Source organism: Streptosporangium sp. G11, from assembly GCF_051192615.1.
Classification (GTDB): Bacteria; Actinomycetota; Actinomycetes; order Streptosporangiales; family Streptosporangiaceae; genus Streptosporangium.
The window spans coordinates 11,726-32,629 of sequence record NZ_JBPJUQ010000019.1 but is presented as its reverse complement, the minus strand read 5'-3'; the positions used below and the strand labels follow the sequence as shown (position 1 = coordinate 32,629).

The 20,904-nt window shown below is 73.4% G+C and carries 16 protein-coding genes; 3 read left to right on the top strand and 13 right to left on the bottom strand.

The features are described 5' to 3' along the window. Positions 1-169: 169 nt before the first annotated feature. From ACSDR0_RS19700 to ACSDR0_RS19670, 7 genes are all read right to left on the bottom strand, one after another. Positions 170-2,143 carry a BTAD domain-containing putative transcriptional regulator gene (locus ACSDR0_RS19700; protein ID WP_435290299.1) on the bottom strand — a complete coding sequence of 658 codons (1,974 nt, stop codon included), beginning with the start codon at positions 2,141-2,143 and terminating at the stop codon, positions 170-172. Positions 2,144-2,272: 129 nt separating this feature from the next. After that, entirely contained in the window at positions 2,273-2,926 is a 654-nt protein-coding gene (locus tag ACSDR0_RS19695) for a GAF domain-containing protein (protein ID WP_435290298.1), read from the bottom strand. After that, positions 2,910-3,737: a S8 family peptidase gene (locus ACSDR0_RS19690; protein ID WP_435290297.1), complete on the bottom strand. Its 828-nt coding sequence runs from the start codon at positions 3,735-3,737 to the stop codon at positions 2,910-2,912. The genes ACSDR0_RS19695 and ACSDR0_RS19690 overlap by 17 nt, the downstream gene beginning before the upstream one ends. After that, positions 3,734-6,742, bottom strand: a complete 3,009-nt coding sequence (locus ACSDR0_RS19685; protein ID WP_435290296.1) for an adenylate/guanylate cyclase domain-containing protein — start codon at positions 6,740-6,742, stop codon at positions 3,734-3,736. The genes ACSDR0_RS19690 and ACSDR0_RS19685 overlap by 4 nt, the downstream gene beginning before the upstream one ends. A gap of 12 nt (positions 6,743-6,754) precedes the next feature. Beyond that, positions 6,755-6,943, bottom strand: a complete 189-nt coding sequence (locus ACSDR0_RS19680; protein ID WP_435290295.1) for an aroma-sacti cluster domain-containing protein — start codon at positions 6,941-6,943, stop codon at positions 6,755-6,757. Further along, complete coding sequence (locus tag ACSDR0_RS19675; RefSeq protein ID WP_435290294.1) at positions 6,933-8,138, bottom strand: radical SAM protein; 1,206 nt, start codon at positions 8,136-8,138, stop codon at positions 6,933-6,935. Before ACSDR0_RS19675 ends, ACSDR0_RS19680 begins: the two co-directional genes overlap by 11 nt. Further along, a complete protein-coding gene (locus ACSDR0_RS19670; protein WP_435290293.1) occupies positions 8,129-8,800 on the bottom strand; it encodes an iron-containing redox enzyme family protein in 672 nt (223 codons plus the stop codon). The genes ACSDR0_RS19675 and ACSDR0_RS19670 overlap by 10 nt, the downstream gene beginning before the upstream one ends. Positions 8,801-8,992: 192 nt before the next feature. Between ACSDR0_RS19670 and ACSDR0_RS19665 the strand changes: the two genes are divergently transcribed. From ACSDR0_RS19665 to ACSDR0_RS19655, 3 genes are all read left to right on the top strand, one after another. Then, positions 8,993-9,946, top strand: coding sequence for an ABC transporter ATP-binding protein (locus tag ACSDR0_RS19665; protein ID WP_435290292.1), 954 nt, complete (start codon positions 8,993-8,995; stop codon positions 9,944-9,946). A gap of 97 nt (positions 9,947-10,043) precedes the next feature. Next, positions 10,044-10,889 (top strand): ABC transporter permease, encoded by an 846-nt coding sequence (locus ACSDR0_RS19660; RefSeq protein WP_435290291.1) that lies wholly within the window; start codon positions 10,044-10,046, stop codon positions 10,887-10,889. A gap of 2 nt (positions 10,890-10,891) precedes the next feature. Beyond that, positions 10,892-13,738 (top strand): helix-turn-helix transcriptional regulator, encoded by a 2,847-nt coding sequence (locus ACSDR0_RS19655; protein ID WP_435290290.1) that lies wholly within the window; start codon positions 10,892-10,894, stop codon positions 13,736-13,738. On the opposite strand, the gene ACSDR0_RS19650 is transcribed toward ACSDR0_RS19655, so the two are convergent. The 6 genes from ACSDR0_RS19650 to ACSDR0_RS19625 are packed head-to-tail and all read right to left on the bottom strand — an operon-like array spanning position 13,649 to position 20,884. After that, positions 13,649-15,478, bottom strand: coding sequence for a B12-binding domain-containing radical SAM protein (locus ACSDR0_RS19650; RefSeq protein ID WP_435290289.1), 1,830 nt, complete (start codon positions 15,476-15,478; stop codon positions 13,649-13,651). The genes ACSDR0_RS19655 and ACSDR0_RS19650 overlap by 90 nt on opposite strands. Beyond that, complete coding sequence (locus ACSDR0_RS19645) at positions 15,475-16,761, bottom strand: polysaccharide pyruvyl transferase family protein (protein ID WP_435290288.1); 1,287 nt, start codon at positions 16,759-16,761, stop codon at positions 15,475-15,477. The genes ACSDR0_RS19650 and ACSDR0_RS19645 overlap by 4 nt, the downstream gene beginning before the upstream one ends. 5 nt (positions 16,762-16,766) lie before the next feature. After that, entirely contained in the window at positions 16,767-17,678 is a 912-nt protein-coding gene (locus ACSDR0_RS19640) for a radical SAM protein (RefSeq protein WP_435290287.1), read from the bottom strand. Positions 17,679-17,685: 7 nt separating this feature from the next. After that, positions 17,686-18,936 carry a DUF6365 family protein gene (locus ACSDR0_RS19635; protein ID WP_435290286.1) on the bottom strand — a complete coding sequence of 417 codons (1,251 nt, stop codon included), beginning with the start codon at positions 18,934-18,936 and terminating at the stop codon, positions 17,686-17,688. Then, positions 18,933-19,748 carry a sugar phosphate nucleotidyltransferase gene (locus ACSDR0_RS19630; RefSeq protein WP_435290285.1) on the bottom strand — a complete coding sequence of 272 codons (816 nt, stop codon included), beginning with the start codon at positions 19,746-19,748 and terminating at the stop codon, positions 18,933-18,935. Before ACSDR0_RS19630 ends, ACSDR0_RS19635 begins: the two co-directional genes overlap by 4 nt. Beyond that, the gene (locus tag ACSDR0_RS19625; protein WP_435290284.1) at positions 19,745-20,884 is read right to left on the bottom strand and encodes a radical SAM protein; all 1,140 of its coding nucleotides are present in this window, start codon (positions 20,882-20,884) and stop codon (positions 19,745-19,747) included. Before ACSDR0_RS19625 ends, ACSDR0_RS19630 begins: the two co-directional genes overlap by 4 nt. Between the last annotated feature and the right edge of the window lie 20 nt (positions 20,885-20,904).

Below are 20,904 nucleotides of genomic sequence, written 5' to 3'. Positions count from 1 at the left end.
CGGGATTTTCGGTCCCGGAACAATTCCCTTCACCGGTTCTCCCGGGCTTCCCGGCATTCCGGCTTCCCGGTGGGAGCCCGCCGAGGTTCGGTCCGTTAAGTGAAATATAGGAAGTCCCTTTAATGTGACATTTATCCTTTGGTGCGCTTTTGTTGAGTTGGTGAACCGGTCACCGGGCCGGGCCCGCCCAGGTGCGGGCGCGCGCCTCGCGCAGCCGCCTCTCGGCCGCCGTGCGCTGCGTCGCGGACTCCTCCCGCTCCAGCCGCTCCCGTGCGTACAGGCGCAGCCAGTCGGCGATCAGGTAGACCGGAGAGGGCCGGGACTCCGCGGTGACCACGTGGGCCTCGACGAACCTGTCGGCGACGCCCGCGGCGAGCCGTACGTCGGAGCCGAGCAGCGCCGCCAGGTCGTCGACGGTGAACTCGCCGGTCGGCAGCGCGCCCAGGCGCCGCAGCGAGGCCCACAGGTCAGGCCCGAGGTCGCGCTCGTAGGTGGCCGCGCACGCGCGCATCGACAGGTCGTCCACCGACAGCGCGTCCAGCAGCGAGTGCTCGTCGGCGAGGCGGTCGGCGAACAGGGGGAGCAGGACGTGCCGGGAGGCGGCCAGCCGCGCTCCGGCGATGCGGACGGCGAGGGGCAGGTTGCCGCAGGTGGCGACCACGCGCAGGGCCGCCGCCGGGTCCGCGTCGACGCGCTCCGCGCCGGCGGTCCGCCGCAGCAGCTCGACGCCCTCCCCGGGGGTGAAGCCCTCCAGCGCCACGTGGTGCGCCGACTCCAGGGCGCTCAGACGCCTCCTGCCGGTGATCAGCACCCCGTTGTCGCCGGTGCCGGGCAGCAGGGGCCGTATCTGTGCCGCGCTCGACGCCTCGTCGAAGATGAGCAGGATGCTGCGCTCCGCGAGCCAGGCCCGGCAGGCGGCGACCCGCTCGCCGGCCCGGCGCGGCGGGTCGCCGTCGAAGCCGCAGGTGCGCAGGATCTCGGCCAGCACGTCGGGAACCGAGCGCTCCCGGCCGCCCGCCGTGCGCAGCCGTACGAAGAGCTGCCCGTCGGGGAAGCGCTCGCGGAGCAGGTGGGCGGCGTGCACCGCCAGTGCCGTCTTGCCCGCTCCCGCCGGACCGGAGATCACCACCGGGGGGCTGTGCCGGCGGTCGCGAAAGACGTCGAGGACCTCCTGGACGGTCTCGCGGCGGCCGGTGAAGTCGGCCAGGTCGCGGGGGAGCTGGCTGAGGTGGGCGATCACGTCCTGGCCGCCGCCGGTCGAGGAGGGCGACCTGAGTACGACCGCGCCGCCGCGCCGCGGGCCGCCGAACAGCGTGGTGCCGAGGTGCTGCGAGCCGCCGGAGAACGGGCTGTCCAGGGACGGGGCGCCCGCGAGGATCGCCCGGTAGAGCCGTTCCAGGACGGGACTGGGCTGCAGCCCGAGATCCCGGGCCAGCGTCTGGCGCATGTCCTCGTACTTCGCCAGGGCCTCCGACTGCCGCCCGCAGCGGAACAGCGCGATCATCTGCGTGCTGCGCAGCCGCTCCCTGAGCGGATGGCTGCGGACGTTCTCCTCCAGCGAGTCGATGATGTGGGCGTGGTGGCCGAGGATGAGCTCCGCCTCCGCCCAGTCCTCGTAGACCGACATGCGCTCGCTGTGCAGCCGCGAGAGCTCGTCGCTGATCAGCGGCACCTGCGCCATGTCGGGCAGGGGGTCGCCCCGCCAGAGTTTCAGCGCCTCGTGAAGCGAGCCCACCGCCTTGGTGATCTCGCGGTCGCGCAGGTACTGGCGGCCCCTGCGGGCCAGGGTCTCGTAGACCAGGATGTCGAGGTGCTGCGGGCCGAGCCGCAGCTGGTAGCCGGGGGGACGGTAGGTCAGCCGGTCGCGGTTGGCCGTCCCGAGCACGTTCTTGCGCAGCGCGGACACGTAGACCTGGACGTTCTTCAGGGCGGTCCGGGGCGGCTCCTCGCTCCACGCCGCCGTGCTGAGCTGGTCCACCGGCACGATCCTGTTGGCGTGGCAGAGCAGCAGGGACAGGAGCACACGTTGTTTGAAGGGCCCGAGCGGGACCAGGCCGCCGTTGCGGCGGGCCTCGAGAGGGCCGAGCACGGCGAAGGTGGTTTCTCCCGCCTCTGCCTCCTCGCGCACTACGGTTGCACCCACGGGGGAATTCTCCATTGACTGTTCAGGCGATTTCGGAAGGTTAACCGGGTTATGTCGAGGCGGGCTTACAGAATTGTCATGATATATGCGCTTTAGTATTAGTAAATGGGTGAATTCTGCCTGAATTGGTCAGCTCTGGTTGTCAACCAGGAGCTCGTGAAGCGAGCCGATCAGACGCAGTCCGGCCTGTCGCCTTCCCGCGCTCCCACTGGCCAGCGTGGAGACGATGGACACGAGGTCGCCGAACTCGGCTCCGGTGCCGTCCAGGACCCGCCGGGCGTAGCGGTTGCGCTGCACGATCCGCAGCGCCGCCGACGCCTGCGAGGCGAAGAGCGTCAGCAGCGCCAGCTCGTCGATGCTCGCCCGCGCCTGCGGGTGGGGGTCCAGGACCTCCAGCACCCCCAGCGCCTCGTCGTCGTGGATGAGCGGCACCGCCATGAGCCCGCCCGGCACGTACGCGGTCGACTCGGCGATGTCGCGGGCGAACACGGTGCTGGCCGAGAGGTCGTCGACGATCAGCGCGTCCCTGGCGTTCAGCACCCACCCGGCGATGCCCCGCGTGGCGGGGAAGCGCCGCCCGACGAGCACCTGCTCGCCCTCGCCGGAGACCGCCTCGAAGACGAGGTCTCCGTGCTCCTCGTTCACCAGGAAGATCGAGCTGGCCTTGGCGCCGAAGATCACGCGCGCCGTGTCGACGATCGACTGGAGCAGGAGCCGGTGTTCCCTCTCCGAGCCGGCGACCGCGGCCGAGATGGCCGCGACCATCTCACCGTTCCCTGTCATCGGGCCTCCTCACGTTCTGAGCGGTCAGGTACATGACGGTCTTCACCTGGAAGGGCGTCAACCCCGGATGCTTGCTCAGGATCAGCGCGCACCGGGCCGCGACATGGGGGGTGGCGAAGCTGTTGCCGGTGCACCGGGTGCGCCCGCCGCCGGGCCAGGCCACCTCCACGTCGGATCCGTGGGCGAAGAACTCCACGGGTGGACGGGGGTTGTAGAGGATCAGGCCGGGATCGTCCTCGGCGTGGCTGCCCACGGAGATCACCGACGAGAACCGCCAGGGAAAGCTCTCCACCGGCAGGTTGTGCGCGGACGCCACGAGCACCGTCCGCCGGAAGTAGGCGAGGTCGCCGAGCTCGCGCAGCGGCTCGGCCAGGTGTTTTCTGTTGGTCGACAGGCTCAGGCTCACCACGTCGAACTCCTGCTCGATGGCCCAGCGGAGCCCGGTGACGAGGGCGTCGCCCGTTCCCGAGAAGCCCGCTCCCAGCACCTGGACGCTGTGCAGCTCGCACCCGGGCGCGACCGAGCGGATGATCCCGGCGCACGCCGTCCCGTGCCCGCAGCTGTCGGCGCCGTCGCTCTCCCGCACGACGGCCCTGCCGTCCGGGCCCGTCACCACGGCGTGGGTCGCGTGCACCGGGGCGAGCATCGGATGCTCGCGGTCGACCCCGCTGTCCACGACGCAGACCCGCACGCCGCGCCCGGTGGCGCCGTGCCACGCCCACTCCGGGGTGACGGCGGCGTTGCCCGCGGCGGACATGGTGATGTCGTCCTCGGCGCCGAGCCGCCAGGTGAGGTCCGAATTGGTGGTCATCGTCGTCCCGCCGCCCATCCCTTGCCGACCAGATGCCCCTTGGCCGCGAACTCGGCCGCCGCGCCGCGCGCCGCCGCCCCGCTCTCCTCGTGCGCCCCCAGGAGGGCGAGGCTGCGGGCGTTGCCGAGCAGCACGGTGGCGCGGCAGGCGGGGGAGTCGGTGCCGCGGGCCTCGCGCAGGGCCAGGTCCATGAGCTCGCGGGAGGGGTTCTCGGCCCCCCGGGCGGCGAGTACCTCGGCCCGGATCGCGTGCAGCTCGGCGGTGTTCATCGGCGCGTCCCCCGGCGAGCCCGCGAGGGCCGTGCTCGCCCACCGCTCGGCCCCGGCCGGGTCCCCCCTGCGCAGCAGCGTGCCGGCCAGGTCGCGCGAGGCGGTGACCAGGAGCTGGGCGTCGCCGAGGGCCTCGGCCCTGGCACACGCCCGCAGCAGCAGGTCCTCGGCGACGTCCCAGCGCCCGGCCAGCGACTCGACGGCCGCGGAGAAGATCGGCATGAACGCGTCGGCGTAGGCGTGCCGGAGGTCGGCGAAGGACTGCTCGGCCGCCGCGAGGGTGGCCCTGGCCTCGTCGAACTTTCCCCGCGTGGCCAGCAGGACCGCCAGCGGGCAGCGGACGACCGCGCGCACGGCCCCGCGGTCCCTGCCGTGGGTGGCCAGCAGGTCGCGGCACCGGGAGATGGCGACGGGGGCCGGTTCGGGGCCGAGCCAGAGGGAGGCGGCCATGTTGCCCAGGATCGTCGCGCGTTCCAGCTCGGCGTCGGACCGCACGGCGTGCTCCAGGGCGCGCTGCAGCATCCCCCTCGTCTCGGCGAACCTGCCGCGCCCCTGGGCCTCCTGGGCGACCAGGGTCCAGGCCCTGGCCAGCCCCAGGTCGTCGCCGGCCACCTCGAAGACCGGGATGGCCTGGCGCGCGACCTCGAAGGAGCTCGCGGGATCGAAGTGGCTCAGGTAGAGCGAGGCGTGCGCGGCCACCAGCGCGTCCGCGTCGCCCGTCGCGCGCTCCAGCACCTCGGTGAGCAGCAGCCGCCCCCGCTCGACGTCGCCCAGGGTGATCGCGGTCTCCGCGACGCGCCCGCTGACCTGCGGCCAGCCGGGATGGGCGGGCCCCAGCAGCTCCGCACCCCTGCTGAGCAGCTTCTCCGCCCTGGACAGGTCACTCCTGCGCAGTGCGAGAGTGCCCGCCCCGGACAGCCGTGCCGCGGCCGCGCCGCGCAACCGCACGGTGTGCTCGTCGGGAGGGCCCAGGTCGGCGCGGTGCCGGTAGGCCTGCTCCAGGTGTGTGCCGACGGCCTCGTCCCCGCCCTCTCCCGCGGCCAGCCAGTCGGCGAACCGCTCGTGCAACTCGGCCCGCCGGCGCTTGGCCATGCCGCCGTACACGACCTCCTGGATGAGGCCGCTGGCGAACCGGAACGTCGCCTCGGTGCGGTGCTCGACGAAGGACTTGCGCCCGAGCTCCTCCAGCAGCTCGCCCGGCTCGCCGGTTCCCGAGACGGCCCGCAACTGCTCGACGCTGAACTCCCTGCCGACCACGGTGGCGCACTCCAGCATCGCCCTGGCATCGGGCCCGAGCCGGTCGACGCGGGCCGCGATGAGCGCGTGCACGGTCAGCGGCAGGCCGTGCGGCTCCCCGCCGTCACCGAGCATGGCCACGAGCTGCTCCAGGTACAGGGGATTGCCCTCGGCGCGCTCGGCGATCCGCTCCAGCAGGGCGCCGTCGTGCGCCGTCACCTCGGCCAGCTCGGAGACCAGGATCCGCGAGTCGGCCGGCCCGAGCCGGGGCAGGGCCAGCCGGGAGGCGGGCTGCCAGCCCGGCATGCGGTCGAACAGGTCGGAGCGGGCCACGCACAGCACCATCACCGCGGCGTCGCGCAGCTCCTCCGCGAGCTCGCCGAGCATGTCGAAGACCGGGCCGCCGGCCCAGTGCACGTCGTCCAGCACGATCAGCACGTACGTGGAGCGCCCGAGGCTCTCCAGGACGCTGCGCAGGGCCCAGGAGGTCTCCCGGTGGGAGGGATTGGGCGTGCCGTCCTTCAGGAGGCCGCCGCGGAGCACGGCCAGGGCCTCCGGGTCGGGCGTGCCCACCGTCACCAGATCGCGCACCGCGTCGGCCACCCCGAGCAGCGTGCCCCCCGCGCCGTACGGGCGGCAGCGGCCGGAACCGACGAGGACGCCCCGCCGCCCCGCGCGCTCCGCCCACAGCCGCGCCAGCCGGGTCTTTCCCACCCCGGCCTCGCCGTGCAGGGTCACGATGCGGCAGTGGCGCCGGCTGATGATCCCGTCCAGGGTGCGGTCCAGCTCGTGCAGCGGCTCCCGCCTGTCGACGAACGGGACGTCGAACCGCCGGATCACCGCGGGGTCGTCGGAGCGCATCGAGTCCAGCCGCCAGGCGGTGACCGGATGCCGCTTGCCGCGCAGCACCAGGGGCCCGACCGCGACGCCCACCGCGGAGGGGCCGACCAGGCGCCACGTCTCGGGCCCGAGCAGGATCTCCCCCGACCCGGCGAGCTGCTGGAGCCGGGCGGCGGCGTTCACCGCCTCGCCCGCGACGAGCGCCTGATCGCCGTGGGCGTGGCCCGAGGTGACGACCTCGCCGGTGTTGACGCCGATGCGGGCCCTGAGCCGGATCCCCAGGTCACGTTCGAGGTCGTCGTTGAGGCCTTCGAGCGCCGCCCGCATGTCCACCGCCGCGCGGGCGGCGCGCAGCGCGTCGTCCTCGTGCAGCTCCGGGACACCGAAGACGGCCATGACGGCGTCGCCGATGAACTTCTCGACGGTGCCGCCGTGCCAGGCGAGCTGGTCGCGCATGAGCGTGAAGTAGCGGATCAGGACCGCGCGGAGCGACTCGGGGTCGAGGTGCTCGCTCAGCGCGGTGGACTCGGCCAGGTCGCAGAAGACCACCGTGACGATCTTGCGCACCTCCGCCGCCATCGGCGCGGCGAGGCGCGTGCCGCACGACGGGCAGAACCGGGGCCGCCCCGGTGTCTCGGCCAGGCAGGAAGGGCATCGCATGATCGTCCCCGATCAGAACAGGAGTCCGCCGACGATGTGGGCCTCGACCTCGGGGGCGCCGTCCCTCAGCCGCTCGTGGATGGAGGCCAGGAGCGCGACCTCGGCCTCGCTCAGCGAGAGGACGACCTCGCGCTGCTCGGGGCTGACGAGGGTGAGGTCGATCCCCGCGCGGGCCAGTTCGTGAACAGGGTCAAAGGTCATGTTCCCTCTCAGGGTGGCCGAGTGACACGAGATCGTCGTAGGGAGGGCATCCGTACCGCCTGGCGAACCCCGGCCCGCCGCCGGCCAGCTGCAGGCCGAGGACCTGCCGCTCCATGAAGGCGGCGGCGGGCGTCCGCGCGGGAGGCGGCACGTCCAGCGTCCGGCAGGTCTCGCAGTACCCCCGCCCCGGCGGGGCGCCGGCTAGCCACAGCGGGCCGTACGTTCTCAGGGCGCGCAGCACGCCGGACTCCAGGCAGCGCCGCCTGACCGTGGCCCAGTCGTCGGTGCCCGCGTGTCCCAGGCGCAGGTGGCCGGGGACGGGACGGTGGTCGACGACGTCCTGGTTGCAGCACGCGGTGATCGTCCCGTCGAACCCGACGGTCGGCCAGGCGGCCATCGCGCACGGCAGCGCGCTCCCGGCGGTTCCGGCTCCGGTTCCGGTGGGCGGGCCGGCCTCGGAGGCCGTCACCGCCCCGGCGGTTCCGAAGGCCCCGGTGGTTCCGGTGGTTCCGGCGGGCGCGGGGAGCCCGGCGCGCGGGGCGGTCCCGGCCGGTGCGGCGGGGAGCGAGGGCGTGCCGGGCGCGACGGCGCGGGCCCGGCCGACGGGTTGCACCCGGCCCACCAGCATCGGCACCCGGTCGCCGAACTCCCGCCGGATCGCCGCGGTGACGTCGCGCAGGTAGGGGTCGCCGGGCCCGGTCCCCGTGACGTGGAAGCTGAGGTCCTTGCCCCGCGCCAGCAGCGCCCGCATGACCGCGAAGACGCTCTCCCTGGGCACCTCCTCCTCGTGGAAGGCGTCCAGGCTGGCGGAGAAGTGGTCGGCCGCGTCGATCGCCCCGGCGATCGCGGGAGGGATCCGGAGCGCCTCGCCGGCGGCGGGGGGCACCCGGGGGGCGAAGAACATGCCCGACAGGATCATCGTCCTGGCACCGCCGCGGGCGGCGGCCTCGGCCAGGGAACGGGCCAGGCGCGGCCGGAGCAGCGGCTCGCCCCCGGTGAGCATGACCAGCCGCGGCCCGTCCCCCCGCGCGAACGTCCCGGCGAAGCGCTGGAACATCTCCCCGGGGTGTTCCTCGGAGGCGGGCAGCGAGCCGGTCGAGCAGTGGCGGCAGCGCAGCGGGCACCGCCGGGTGATCGCCATGAGCACCGCGGCGGCGGGTACGGGGCGCAGCGCCAGGATGTCCTTCAGGTGCACGAGAGCACCCCGGCGGGCTCGCCGGCCAGCTCGCGCAGCAGCTCGGCCGCCGCGCGCACGGTGTGCAGGGCGCTGGTCCCGACGGCGGCCTGCCGCTCCCGCACCACCGGCAGGCCGTCGAGCATCCGGTCGAGGTCGTCGCGGTGCCCGGGGTCCAGCGCGGCGTGCCGCCACAGCGTGCGGAACGCCGCCCGCGGGTATCCCGTGCTCCGCTCGATGTGCTCGAGCAGGGCGGGGGAGGGGGCCTCGCCCTCAAGGACCGCGATGTACCCGAGCAGGGCGACGGGATGGTGGTGCAGCACCCAGTAGTACTGGGCCCCGACGAGCCCCGCCACCGACGGGGGCGGCGTGCCGCGCGGCGCGTCCCCGCCCGAGGGGTCGATCAGCGCCAGGTCCTCCAGCAGCCAGTCGTCGTGACCGGCCTCCTCCTCCGCGTGCCGCTCCAGGTATCGGGCCAGCTCCGTCTCGCCCAGCTCCGCGGACCTGGCCGCCGCGACCCGCAGCAGCGGCACCGACGCCCTGATGACCATGTGCATCGCGCACAGGTAGTCGCGGTAGCGCCGTCGCGGGTCGGAGGCCCGCCACAGCGAGCTTCCCGCGCTCCGGAGCGCGGGGCCGGTCAGGTCGATCTTCGCCCGCAAGGTGATGCTGGGGGGTGTCATCGGGCTCCCGTCGTCTGAACGAAGTGTCGGCTCGGCCGGTTGGATAACGGTTGGGACCCGGTATGGAAATGCCTGGTGTCACCCCTGGCCAGGGGTGCCGCGACGTCTCAAACCGGAATCCAACCGTCACCAAGGCGCGACTTAACCGGGCGCTCCCACACTGGGCGCCACGTGCCGAAGAGGGAGCCGGACATGGCGGACGTCGCGGTCGAGACCAGCGAACTGCGCAAGACCTACACGAGCTCGTCCGGGGTGACCGAGGCGGTGGCCGGGCTCACCCTGCGGGTGCGAGGGGGCGAGCTGTTCGGCCTCCTCGGGCCCAACGGGGCGGGGAAGACGACGACGATCGGGATGCTCACCACCAGGATCGCCCCGACGGGCGGCACGGCCAGGGTGGGGGGCGCGGACGTGGTGCGCGACCCCATCGCGGTCAAGCGCCGCATCGGCGTCGTGGCCCAGTACAACAACCTCGACCGGCAGCTCACCGCGAGCGAGAACCTGGAGTTCCGCGGCCGCTACGCCGGGCTGCCCGCGCGGGAGGCCAGGCGGCGGGCGGCCGAACTGCTGGAGCGGTTCGGCCTGGGCTCCCGGGCCGGAGCCAAGATCACCGAGATGTCGGGCGGCCAGGCGCAGCGCATCATGATCGCGCGGGCGCTGATGCACCGGCCGGACATCCTCTTCCTCGACGAGCCCACCTCGGGCCTGGACCCCCAGACCCGGGTGAACCTGTGGGACATCCTGCGGGAGATCCGCGACGCGGGTCAGACGGTCGTCCTGTCGACCCACTACATGGAGGAGGCCGAGGAGCTCTGCGACAGGGTCGCGATCGTCGACCACGGGAAGGTCCTGGCCTGCGGGACGCTCGCCGAGCTCAAGGCGTCCACCAGCCTGCGGACCGTGCTGACCCTGACCTACGACGGCGACCCGGAGAAGATCGTCACGCAGGCCGGGCAGCTGGCGGGCGTCGCCGACGCCGAGGTCACCGACAACAGGCTGCGCGTCTTCACCCCGGCCCCGGAGGGCGTCCTGGCCCTCCTGGTGAGCATGGGCCAGGACGCCGGGCTGGCGCTGGAGGACGTCAGGGTCGTCCGGCCCAGCCTCGAAACCGTGTTCCTCGCCCTGACCGGACGGGAGTACCGGGATTGACCGCCTCCCCGCGGAGAACCCTCCGAACCACGCGGGCACCGCGCCGCGCCTCCGTCCCTGAGCCGAGGCCCGGGGGCTCCACGCACAAGGAGATTCGATGACGGCATCGACCATCGCGCCCCCGGCCGTGTCACGCGGCTACGCGCGCACCTTCGGCGCGCTGCTCGCCCGCGACCTCCGGGTGCTGCGGCGGGACCTGCGCTCCTTCATGGCCCGCACCGTGGTCCAGCCCGTCCTGTTCATCTTCGTCTTCGCCGTGGTCCTGCCGAGGATCGGGTACGGGGCGGGCCAGGGGCTCTCCGCGGACGGGCGCGCGGAGACGTTCACCACGATCCTGGTCCCCGGCCTGGTCGCCTCCGGCATCGTGCTCCAGGGCATCTTCGCCGTGACGACCCCGCTGGTCATGGAGCTCTCGTACACCAAGGAGATCGACGACAGGGCGCTGGCCCCGATCCCCGTCTGGGTCGTCGGCGTCGAGAAGATCGTCGCGGGCGCGATCCAGGGGGTGATCGCGGCGGTGGTCGTCTTCCTCGCCGTGCTGTTCGTGCACGCGCCGGGCGAGGCCCCGAACATCGACTTCGGGCGCTGGCCGCTGCTGGTCGCGGTCCTGCTGCTGTCGTCCCTCCTGACGGCCTGCATCGGCCTGCTCATCGGCACGCTGCTCCCGCCCCAGCAGCTCAGCACCCTGTTCGCGATCTTCATCGTCCCGCTCATGATGCTCGGCTGCGTGTACTACCCCTGGGCCGCGCTGGAGGCGATCCCGTGGCTGCAGACGGTCGTCCTGGCGAACCCGCTCGTCTACGTGAGCGAGGCGCTGCGCGGCGCGCTGAGTCCCGCCGTCCCGCACATGCCCGAGGCGGTCGCGCTGGCCGTCCTCGCCGTGGGAACACTCGTCACGGGCGCGCTGTCGCTGCGGTCGTTCTCCCGGCGTCTGGTGGCCTAGCGGTGGGCGGAGATCTGCCCCGGGACTGGTCCGGCGACCCCGTCGGCCGCGACACCGAACTCGCCGACCTGCGCGACCTGCTCGGTTCGGCGCGGCTGGTCACGCTCACCGGCGCGCCGGGGGTCGGCAAGACCCGGCTGGCGCACGCGTACACCCGCGCCTGGGCCGACGCCTATCCGGGCGGCGTCTGGTTCCGCGACCTGACCGCCGGCTTCGGCGGCCCCGCCACCCCCACCCCCGCCCCCGCCCCCACCGGCATCGGCCTCGGCCTCGGCATGGCCGCCACCGGCCTCGCGGAGCTCGCGGATCTCGGCGTCGTCCCCGGCGAGGGCCCCTCGCTGCTCGTGCTCGACACCTGCGAGCGCGTCGCCGACCGGTGCGCCGTGATCGTCCCGGAACTGCTCGGCACCTACCCGGGGCTCGGCGTGCTGGCCACCAGCAGGGAGCCGCTGGGCGTCCCCGGTGAGGTGACCCGCCGCCTCGCCCCGCTGGACGTGGCGCTGTCGGCCCGCCTGTTCGCCGAGCGCGCCGCCGCGCAGGGGCGGCCCGCCACCCCGGAGACCGCGGACGCGGTGCGGGAGATCTGCCGCCGCCTCGACGGCCTGCCGCTGGCCGTCGAGCTGGCCGCGGCACGCTCGATCATGCTGTCGCCGGCGCAGATCGCCGAGCGGCTCGACGACCCGCTCCGGCTGCTGGCCGGGGGAAACCGCACCGCCCACCCCAGGCACAGGTCGCTGGAGGCGGCGATCGGCTGGAGCCACGAGATGCTGCCCGGCGGCGAGCGGCTGCTGCTGCGCAGGCTCGCGGTGTTCGAGGACGGGTTCGTCATCGACGACGTGGAGGGGATCTGCGCGGGCGCGGGCATCAGGCCGGACGCCGTCGTCGACCTCCTGGGCATGCTCGTGTCCAGGTCCCTCGTCGAGTGCGACACCAGCGGCGCCGTGACCCGCTACCGGCTGCTGCGGGTCGTGCGGGCCTACGCCCGGCAGGAACTGCGCGCCGCCGACGAGACCGAGCCCGTGCGGGCGCGCCACGCCGAGTACTACGCGGCGCTGGCCGAGCGGGCGGCGGAGGCGCTCGGCGCGGGTGCCGCCGCGCCGCACCTGGAGCGCATCGAGGCCGCCTACGCCAACATGCGGGCGGTGCTGCGCTGGTGCACCTCCGGAGGGCCGACGATGGTCGGGGCCAGGCTGGCGAGCGCGCTGGAGACGTACTGGATCCTGCGGGGCCGCCCGCGCGAGGGGCGCGGCTGGATCTCCTCGCTGGTCTCCGCGGGCGGCGTGGTCCGCGGAGAGGTACTGGCCGCAGCGGAGCTGAGCGGCGCGGTGCTCTCCTGCGCCCTCGGGGAGTACGCCGACGCCGCGGACGCCTGCCGCCGGGCGCTGGTCATGTTCCGCGAGCTGGGGGACGAGGCCGGGCAGACGCGGGCGCTGGCGGTGCTGGCGGGCCTGCGGACGATGGGCGAGCCCGCGTCCGCAGGCCCCACCCTCACCGAGCTCGCCGCCCGGGGCAAGGCCCCGATGGGCCACGAGTGGAGCGGCGTGCCCCTCGTCCTGCTGGGCCGGGCCCTCCTCGCCTCCGGCGACCTCGCCGGGGCCCGCGCGGCCCTGGAGCGGTGCGTCACCGCCGGCCGCGGGCGCGGCTCGGAGCTGAGCCTGGAGATGGGCCTGCTCGCCATGGCGCAGGTGGCCGTCTACCAGGGCGAGTACGCGGAGGCCGAGAGCGCGCTCGGCCAGAGCCTGGCCGCCGCCGACCGGATGGGCGACGTCTGGGGGAGGGCCGCGGTGCTCAGGGGACTGGGGGAGGTGGCCGCCTGCCGCGGCCACTACGGACCGGCCAGGGAGCGGCTCGCCGAGGCGGTCGCGATCGCCCGCTCCGCGGACTCCCCGCCGCTGCTCGGCGACTGCCTCGACACGCTCGGCAGGATGCTGCTCGACGTCGGCGAGTACGAGGCGGCGAGGGAGGTGTTCTCCGAGGTCGTCGAGGTGGGCGAGCGCACCGCCGCCCGGCTGGCGGCCATGGGGCTGGCCGGGCTGGGCGCCGCGATCCTGGGCTCCGGCGGCGCCTCCTCGGCCTCGGCGGCCCTCACCTTCGCCGAGGAGGCCATGGCGCGCGCCCGGGAGACCGACGACCGTCCGCTCGCCTGGCGGTGCCTGTTCACCCTCGGCAGCGTCACCCGGCGCGACGATCCGTCCCGTGCCGCCTCCGCGCACCACTCGGCGCTGCGGGCCGGAGCCGCCATGGGGCTGCGCGCCCAGACGGCCGACTCGCTGGAGGCCATGGCCGGGCTCGCGGCCGGGCACCGCCGCCACGAGCACGCCGCGAGGCTGTTCGGCGCGGCCCAGTCGCTGCGCGACCGGCTGGGGCTGTCGCGGCCCCCGGCGGTGGCGCCGCAGCACGAGGCGGACCTGGCCGGGGTACGGGCCGCGCTGGGCCCGGGCGGGTTCGCCGCCCTGTGGGAGGAGGGCGCGGGGCTGGACGTCGGCCAGGCCGTCACCTACGCGGGACGGGGCCGGGGGCCGCGCGGGCAGGGGGTCGGCTGGGCGGCCCTGACCAGGGCGGAACGCCAGGTGGCCCTGCTGGCGTCCGGCGGGCTGACCAACCGCGAGATCGGCGCGAAGCTGTTCGTGTCGCCCCGCACGGTGCAGGCCCAGCTGTCCAGCGTGTTCGCCAAGCTGGGTCTGTCCTCGCGCAGGGACCTGGCTCGCGAGTACGACTCGCGCGCCAGGTCCCTGCGCGGACGGGACCTCGGTCAGGTCTCAGCCCTCCCCGCGCAGCGCGACGACCCCGGTGGCGTGCAGGATCCTGAAGGCGGAGTCACATACCTCACGGGACAGCTCGGTGGCTGAGCCCGCCCGTGTCTTGTCCCGCCACTCGCCGACCGTGATCCCCGGGGCCGCCGCCTCGAAGGCCGCCAGCAGCGGCCCGCCCAGCGGGTAGCCCACGGCGCCGCCCCGGGGGAACAGGTAGCCCTGGCGCTCGCGGGCCAGCGCGTCGAAGGTCAGCGTGAAGTCGCGCAGCAGCAGGTGGACGGGGTGGTCCGCCCAGTGGACGGCGTCCGGCGTGACGCCCTCGACGAGCGTGTCGTCGGCGAGCCCCGGCGGGTCCTGCGCGGTCGTCGCCCGCTGGGCGAGGACCGCGGCGTCCCAGGCGAGCCCGTCGAGCAGCAGGCGCCTCACCTCGGGCGGCAGGCCCGCCTCCTCGACGCGCCGCACCGGGTCGGCCCCCGAGCCCATGTCGAGGCGCTCGGCCCAGGCCGCGACGTCGCAGTCCGGGACCGCGATGAGGCAGCGCAGCAGCGTGGGCGCGGCGTCCTGCAGCGCCTCGACCCGCCCGGCGAAGACCATCGCCCGCTGGTAGTCCTCGGCGTCGAAACCGCGAGACCGGATGACGAGCGGCGGCTGGAAGTCGAAGAACTCGATCCCGTACTGCTCCGCGTACTCGAAGTAGTCGGTCCCCGGGAAGGCCATCAGCGGCGCGAAGTGCACCTTCTCCACACCGCTCTCGTAGGCGAACCGTACGCTGTCGCGAACCTTGTCCGCGTTGTCGCCCGGCATGCCGATGATGATGTCCGCGGCCAGGGCGTGGTTGTGGTGGCGGCGGATGAGGGAGGCGGCCTGGGCGAACCGTCCCCGGTCGAACCTGCGGGCCGCCAGCTGCAGGGTGTCGGTGTCGGACGACTGGATACCCAGGGTGATCACGCGGCACCCGGCGCGGTTCATCGCCCGCACGTAGTCGAGGTCGACGTGCTTGACGTCCGGATAGACGTCCACCACCGTTCCCCGGTTGTGCTCGGCGACGATCTCGAAGATCTCCATGGCCCGGTGCCGCGAGATGCCCAGGTGCGCGTCGCACATCCGCAGGTAGGGGATGCCCCCGTCCAGCAGGTAGGCCAGCTCGCGCTCGATCCGCTCCATGGGGAACGCGCGGAGCTTGGGAGCGCTGTAGAGGCAGAATTTGCACTTCTGCCGGCACCCCCGGCCCGTCTCGTACGCCAGGACCGCGTCGGGCCTGCGCCGCAGGATCGGCTCCAGAGGGAGCCTGTCGGCGGTGAAGACCAGCGGCAGCGCGCCCAGGTCGACGTCGGGCGGGTCGTCGTTGTGCACGGGCTCGCCGTCGGCCCGCCGGGTGAGGCCCGCCACCGCGCCCAGGTCGCCGTCCCGCGCCAGGGTCTCCAGCAGCTCCGGGTACGCCTCCTCGGCCTCGCCGCGCAGGACCAGGTCCATCCACGGGTACTCGCGCAGCAGGTGGGAGGCCATCCGCCGGGAGTTGGCCTGGGCGCCGCCCCACACGACGCGGCAGTCCGGCAGGTGCCGCTTGACGATGCGCCCCATCCGCGTGAACTCGTCGTGGTTCCACACGAACGCGGAGAAGGAGATCACGTCCGGCCGGTAGTCGAACAGCCGCGCCATGAAGGCGTTGTAGTGCCCCAGGTAGTCCTCGGCCAGGCTGCCCACGTCCTCGTGGAACCAGACCCGGTGCTCGACCTCCGAGGGGGAGACCCGGTCGGCCACGGCCGCCCGGATCAGCTCGACCCCCAGCGAGAACCCGTCGTCGTTGGAGTAGACGAGTACGGCCTTCAGGGTCATGACGATCTCCCCAGTGTCACTCTCGGCCGAGCGGAGCGCAGCCCCTCGGCGAGCCGGTCGAAGGCGGCCGTCGCCCGCGCGTGCGTGTCCCGGTAGGCGGCGGCCTCGATCGGGTCGTCGTCCAGCGCGCGCTCCACGATCCCGAGGAGATCCTCGGTGGGGTGCGTGCCGTGGTGCGTCCAGTAGCGGTGCGCCATGCCCAGCTCGGCGGTGAGCTCGTGCAGCTTGCTCGTGCCGTTGCGGCGGCTCCAGAAGGGATCGACCGCCACGAACGGGGTCGCGCCGCGCAACGCGAGGATCGCGCTGTGGTAGCGGGAGACCAGGACGAGGTCGCAGCGGGCGAAGGCCTCGGTGAGCTCGTTGGCCCCGGTGGACGTGCCCGCGCCGTCGGCGGAGACGCCGGGGAGGCGGACCTCCCGGGTGCGGGCGCGCGGCACCGCCCGGGCGAACCTGGCACCGGCCTCCTCGTCGCCGTAGATGTTGGGCACCGTGATGAACTCGATGTCGGCGAAGGCGGCCAGCTCGATCAGGGTGAGGCCAAGCTCCGTCATGAATCCCAGCGCCGCGGCGCGCTCCCCAGGCCCCGACGCCTCGGCCATGACCTGCTCCGGCGGCACGCACAGCGCGGGGTCGGCCGCGTCGCGCGCGGCGAGGTTGCGGCCGACGAGGTGGGTGACCAGCTGCGAGGTCACCCCGGGGGCGCCGACGGCGACGCCGATCAGCGGCCGGCGGCGCCGCCCGGACCGTGCGGCCCGGACGGCCCGGGGCGGCAGCGGCTCCAGCGCGAAGGCCGGGTCGGGGACGATCGCCGTGCCCGGCGCGCCGGTCGCCTCGTCCATCCGCCGGGCGGCCGCCTCGCTGCGCACGGTCAGGTGGTCGATCCGCTCCCGGACCGCCCCCAGGTAGCCGCGCCAGTCGTCACGCGCCGGCGCCGGGGTGTCGTCCTGCAGCCCCACGCCGTGCCAGGCGACCCACACGCCCGGATCGAACGCCTCCGGGTCGGGTCCCAGGCAGAACACCTGCATGATCGGGTGCCGGAACGGCGGGCCGCTCCACAGGCCGCCCGCCATCACGACGGCGTCGAAGGAGCCCGCGCCGGGCCAGCGCCCGTCCCGGTCCACCCGGAGCGGCGCGGGACCGGCCGCGGTGCTCCACGGGCAGAAGTGCCGGAAGGTGGCGTCCGGCAGGCGGCGGGACAGCTGGGCCTCCGTCACCGCCGCCAGCAGCCGGTCGCCGATGTTGGGCAGGCTGCTGCCCGCCCAGATCGCGATCCGCTGGGACATCCCGGTCACCCGCCGATGGGGGACGGCCGGCGCAGGCCGAACTCTTCCCAGCCGCGGCGCTCGGCGTACTCGTTGTAGACGCCGCCGCACTGCGCCCGCAGCGGGCAGCCGTCGCAGGGCGGCCCGTACGAGCGCATCTCGTCGTCCATGAACGCGTCGTAGTCGTCCACGACGCTGCCCTGGTACATCATCCGGATCGAGCGCGTCCCGTCCTCGATGGCCAGCTCCTCGTGCGGCGTGACCACGCACAGCGGGAAGCCTTCCAGCGTCAGCCGCGCCGGTGACGCGAGCATCATCTCGATCACCGGCAGCAGGTGCGTCCGGGTCTCGGCGACCGTGGGCGCCTGCATGTCCAGGGCGAAGAAGCCGCTGCCCACCGGGTGCAGGTTGGAGATGTTGACGTGGTCGACCCCCAGGTCGACGCAGAGCTTGCAGATGTCCATCAGCCGGCCCATGTTGAGCCGGGTGATGACGGTGTTGGTCCGCACCGCGACGCCCGACCGCTTGGCGTTGCGGATGCCCTCGATCGTCTCGTCGAACCCGCCCGGCGTCTGGGTCAGGCAGTCCTGGACGACCGAGGTGGAGCCGTGCAGCGAGACCACGAACAGCTCGACCCCGTTGTCGGCGAGGCGCTGGGTGAACTCGGGGTCCTTCAGGCGCCGCGCGTTGGTCTGGATCTCCACGCGCGGGTACTCCAGCAGCCTGATCGTGCGCAGCAGGTCGAACAGGCGGGGGTGGATCGTCGGCTCCCCGCCGTGCAGGTTCACCGACGCGTAGTCCTGGCCGGAGTTCTCGACGAGGAAGCGGATCAGGTCCCCGTACTCCACGCTGTCGGACTTCGCCAGTGGCGACCCCACGACGCAGAAGCCGCACTTCTCGTTGCACAGGTCGGTCACGTGCATGCTCAGCTGTTTCATGTCCACCTCACACCAGGCCCAGGCGGCTCGCCGCCGAGGCGAATACCTCGGGGGTGCCGGGATGATCTGTCAGCTTCTCCAGGTACGCGGCCCGCTCGCGCGCCAGATCGTCCTGGACCCCGCGGTCGTACAGCACCCCGTGCAGCGCCGACAGCACGGCGGGCTCGTCGAGCAGCTCGGCGTGGGCGAACGTCGACATGTAGGGGTTGTTCGCCAGGATGGGGTCGAGGAAGCTGTGGAAGCCCAGCGGCCACATCCGGAACGGATACATGGGCAGGGTCCGCGACAGCCACGACCGCACGTCCTCCGACAGGCCGCCCAGCTCCGCCTCCACCCGGTCGATGTCCGGCTTGTCCGGTACGTCGAACTTGTTGGTCAGCACCAGCCCGGGGATGTCGGACAGCACCGCCCTGGCCAGGGTGGTGGCGGGCAGGTTGAGCGTCAGGACCAGGTCGACCGAGCCCAGCAGCACGTTGAACCGGTGCGGCGAGCACGCCGGGATGACGTGCGCGCGGTCGGCCAGGCCCGCCAGCACCGGCGGCACGCTGCCCACGAACACGAAGCGGGCACTGGGCGGCAGCTGCCGCAGGTAGTGCACCATCAGCTCGGGGACCTGGTCGGCCATCCGGTCGCCGTTCTCGTCGGCGTATTTGTCCTGCTGCCACCCGGCCACCGCGAGCAGCACCATCCGGTCCTCCTGCGCCATGCCGAACGTCTCGCGCAGGTGGTGGCGGGTGCGGCGGCTGACCCGCTCGTTGCCCTCCCACAGCCGGAAGGGGTAGGCGTGCGGTTCCGGTTCGAGGTGGCAGATCGGGGCCGGGCGCAGGTGGGCGGGCATTTCCATGATCTTCCGGCTGACGTCCATCGACTTGCCGTGGAAGACGTCCACCGCGAAGTCGGTGTCGGCCCACTCCCAGATGTCGATCGGCATGATCGGCAGGTTGTACCGCTCGATGAACCACGGGTCGACGCCGTAGCGCTTGGGGAACACGCCGCAGTAGGTGAAGTAGTCGGACAGGATGATCGCGTCCGGGCGGAACTCGCGGACCGTCTCGTCCACCAGCAGCGTCGCGAACCCGCGCATCGAGTTGTCGAGCACCAGGTACGGGAACCCGCTGCCGCGCAGCAGCCTCTCCGACATGGGCTCCACGATGAAGAAGCTCTCGATCCCGGCCGGCTTGAGCTGGCGGGCCAGCGACATGCCGATGAGCGTCTCGCCGTACCCGGCGCTGCTCATCGCGAAGAACAGGAGTCTCACGGGCTCACCGCCAGAAGTGAGGGGCCCTCCAGGGACCGGCGGACGCCGAACGGCGTGCCGACGTCCTGGAACGTGCCGCCGGGGAACTCGGCCGCCCGAACCCGCAGGCCGTTGCGGACCGCCAGGTCGAAGTAGTGGCCGAGCACCGGCTCGCCCGCGGGCCCGGCCGCGGTGCCGTTCGCGGTGTCGTTCGCGACGCCCCGGCCGATGTCCCGCAGCAGCTCCTCGTGCAGGAGCCTCGCGAAGGCGTCCCCCCAGATGGCCGCGCCCCAGGTGTTCATGACGGGCGGGTCGGCGGGCTTGTCGAACACCCGGTGCACGCGGTCCCCGCGCACGACCACCGGGCCCAGCCGGTGCGCGTCGGGCGTGGGGAAGACCGCGAGCGCGAGGTCCGCGCCCGTCTGCTCGTAGACGCCGCGCAGCCGCGACAGCGCGTCGGAGGGGGTGAAGATCGTGTCGGGCATGACGAACACGACGTCGCGTCCCCTGGTCCACCCGCGGGCCAGGTCGAGCGCGCAGGCCAGGCCGCGCGCCTCCTCCTGGAAGAGGTAGGCGACGTCGACGCCGAGGTGGCGCCCGTCCCCGATGTAGGAGACCACCTCCAGCTTCCAGGGGGCCACCACCAGGATCGCGCTGGTGACCCCGGCCCCCGCCAGCGACTCCAGCGCGTACTCCGCGACGGGACGCAGCCGGGCGCCGCCCTCGGCGGGCTCGTACACGATGGGCAGCAGTTCCTTGGGGTAGCGGAGCGGGGCCATCCGGGTGCCCCGGCCGGCGGCGGGTACGAGTCCGACGAGGTTCGTGCTCGTCACATGCCACTCCTTACTGGTTGGGGAGCGTCGATCAGCGGCAGGGGAACACCGACCACGGACACGGGGGCGCCGGGCACGGGCACGGGGGCGCCGGGCAGGGGGCCGCCGGGCGCGGGCGGGGCGGGCGCGGGCCGCCGCGGTTCCGGCGCCCGCTCGCCGAACCGGACCAGCCGGACGGCGTCGATCAGCTCGCGCTGGAACGGGTCGGCGGCGATCTCGCGCAGCCGGGCCCGCCCGTCGAGCGAGCGGAGCAGCTTGTAGCAGAGGTCGCAGCCGTTGGTGAAGTTCGTCCCCTTGAACAGCTTGCGCACCGCGGGGGAGGACGCGACCATCCGAGCCACGCCCTGCGGCCCGTACACGCGCAGGAACTGGTACTCGTAGTTGTGGTCGGCGTCGTCGAGGATCTCCCCGAACGACTTCTCGTGCAGGTTGCCCATGAAGTAGGCCAGGTCCGACAGCGTGACGTAGGCGCCGGCCTTGCCGATGTGGCAGGCCGACAGGTCGCCGTTCGGGTTGATCAGCGGGGTCTCCAGATAGCAGGAGGCCGAGAAGTTCTCCGGGTCGGGGGGAAGGCCCACCTGGTGGGCCGTCTTGATGAACGGCGTGGGGATCACCCGGTCCACGTGCACCCGCACCCGGTCCTCGAAGCGCCGGTACAGGCTCCGGATCTGCTCCTCCTCGTGGTCCTCCGCGATGGTGATGCACAGGCTGATCTCCGGGATCTCCCTGGCGATCGCCCCCTCGATCACGTTGACCACGTGCTCGGTGGGCACGCGTTCCTGGTGGTAGACGTCGGTGCTGAGGAACAGCCGGGTGAGGCCGGGCAACTGCTTGAGGATCTTGTCCACCGCGGCGGGCGAGCGTCCCCAGAAGCTGCTGGTGAACACCGAGATCCGCGGTCGGCGGGAATGGCCGGCGGCGGCCCTGACCCCGGACTTGAGCATCCGGAACCGTTGGAAGGGCTCGCCGCCGGTGAAGATGATCTCCGGGATGCCGCTGTCGCACGCCTGTGCCACCCAGCGCCCGATGTCGTCCGCGGTCGGCTGGCGGTCCCGCGTGGAACCGGTGAAACCGCAGTGCCGGCAGCCTACGGTGCAGATCTCGGTGACGCTGACCAGTATCGAGTTGAAGTGCACGACACCCCCTGGAGAGCTAG

What these genes read in the sequence shown, in the direction of transcription:
- ACSDR0_RS19665 (WP_435290292.1), top strand. Translation starts at nt 8,993, where the DNA reads ATGGCGGACGTCGCGGTCGAGACCAGCGAACTGCGCAAGACCTACACG.
- ACSDR0_RS19680 (WP_435290295.1), bottom strand. Translation starts at nt 6,943, where the DNA reads ATGACCTTTGACCCTGTTCACGAACTGGCCCGCGCGGGGATCGACCTC.
- ACSDR0_RS19645 (WP_435290288.1), bottom strand. Translation starts at nt 16,761, where the DNA reads ATGTCCCAGCGGATCGCGATCTGGGCGGGCAGCAGCCTGCCCAACATC.
- ACSDR0_RS19670 (WP_435290293.1), bottom strand. Translation starts at nt 8,800, where the DNA reads ATGACACCCCCCAGCATCACCTTGCGGGCGAAGATCGACCTGACCGGC.
- ACSDR0_RS19660 (WP_435290291.1), top strand. Translation starts at nt 10,044, where the DNA reads ATGACGGCATCGACCATCGCGCCCCCGGCCGTGTCACGCGGCTACGCG.
- ACSDR0_RS19690 (WP_435290297.1), bottom strand. Translation starts at nt 3,737, where the DNA reads ATGACCACCAATTCGGACCTCACCTGGCGGCTCGGCGCCGAGGACGAC.
- ACSDR0_RS19640 (WP_435290287.1), bottom strand. Translation starts at nt 17,678, where the DNA reads ATGAAACAGCTGAGCATGCACGTGACCGACCTGTGCAACGAGAAGTGC.
- ACSDR0_RS19685 (WP_435290296.1), bottom strand. Translation starts at nt 6,742, where the DNA reads ATGCGATGCCCTTCCTGCCTGGCCGAGACACCGGGGCGGCCCCGGTTC.
- ACSDR0_RS19650 (WP_435290289.1), bottom strand. Translation starts at nt 15,478, where the DNA reads ATGACCCTGAAGGCCGTACTCGTCTACTCCAACGACGACGGGTTCTCG.
- ACSDR0_RS19695 (WP_435290298.1), bottom strand. Translation starts at nt 2,926, where the DNA reads ATGACAGGGAACGGTGAGATGGTCGCGGCCATCTCGGCCGCGGTCGCC.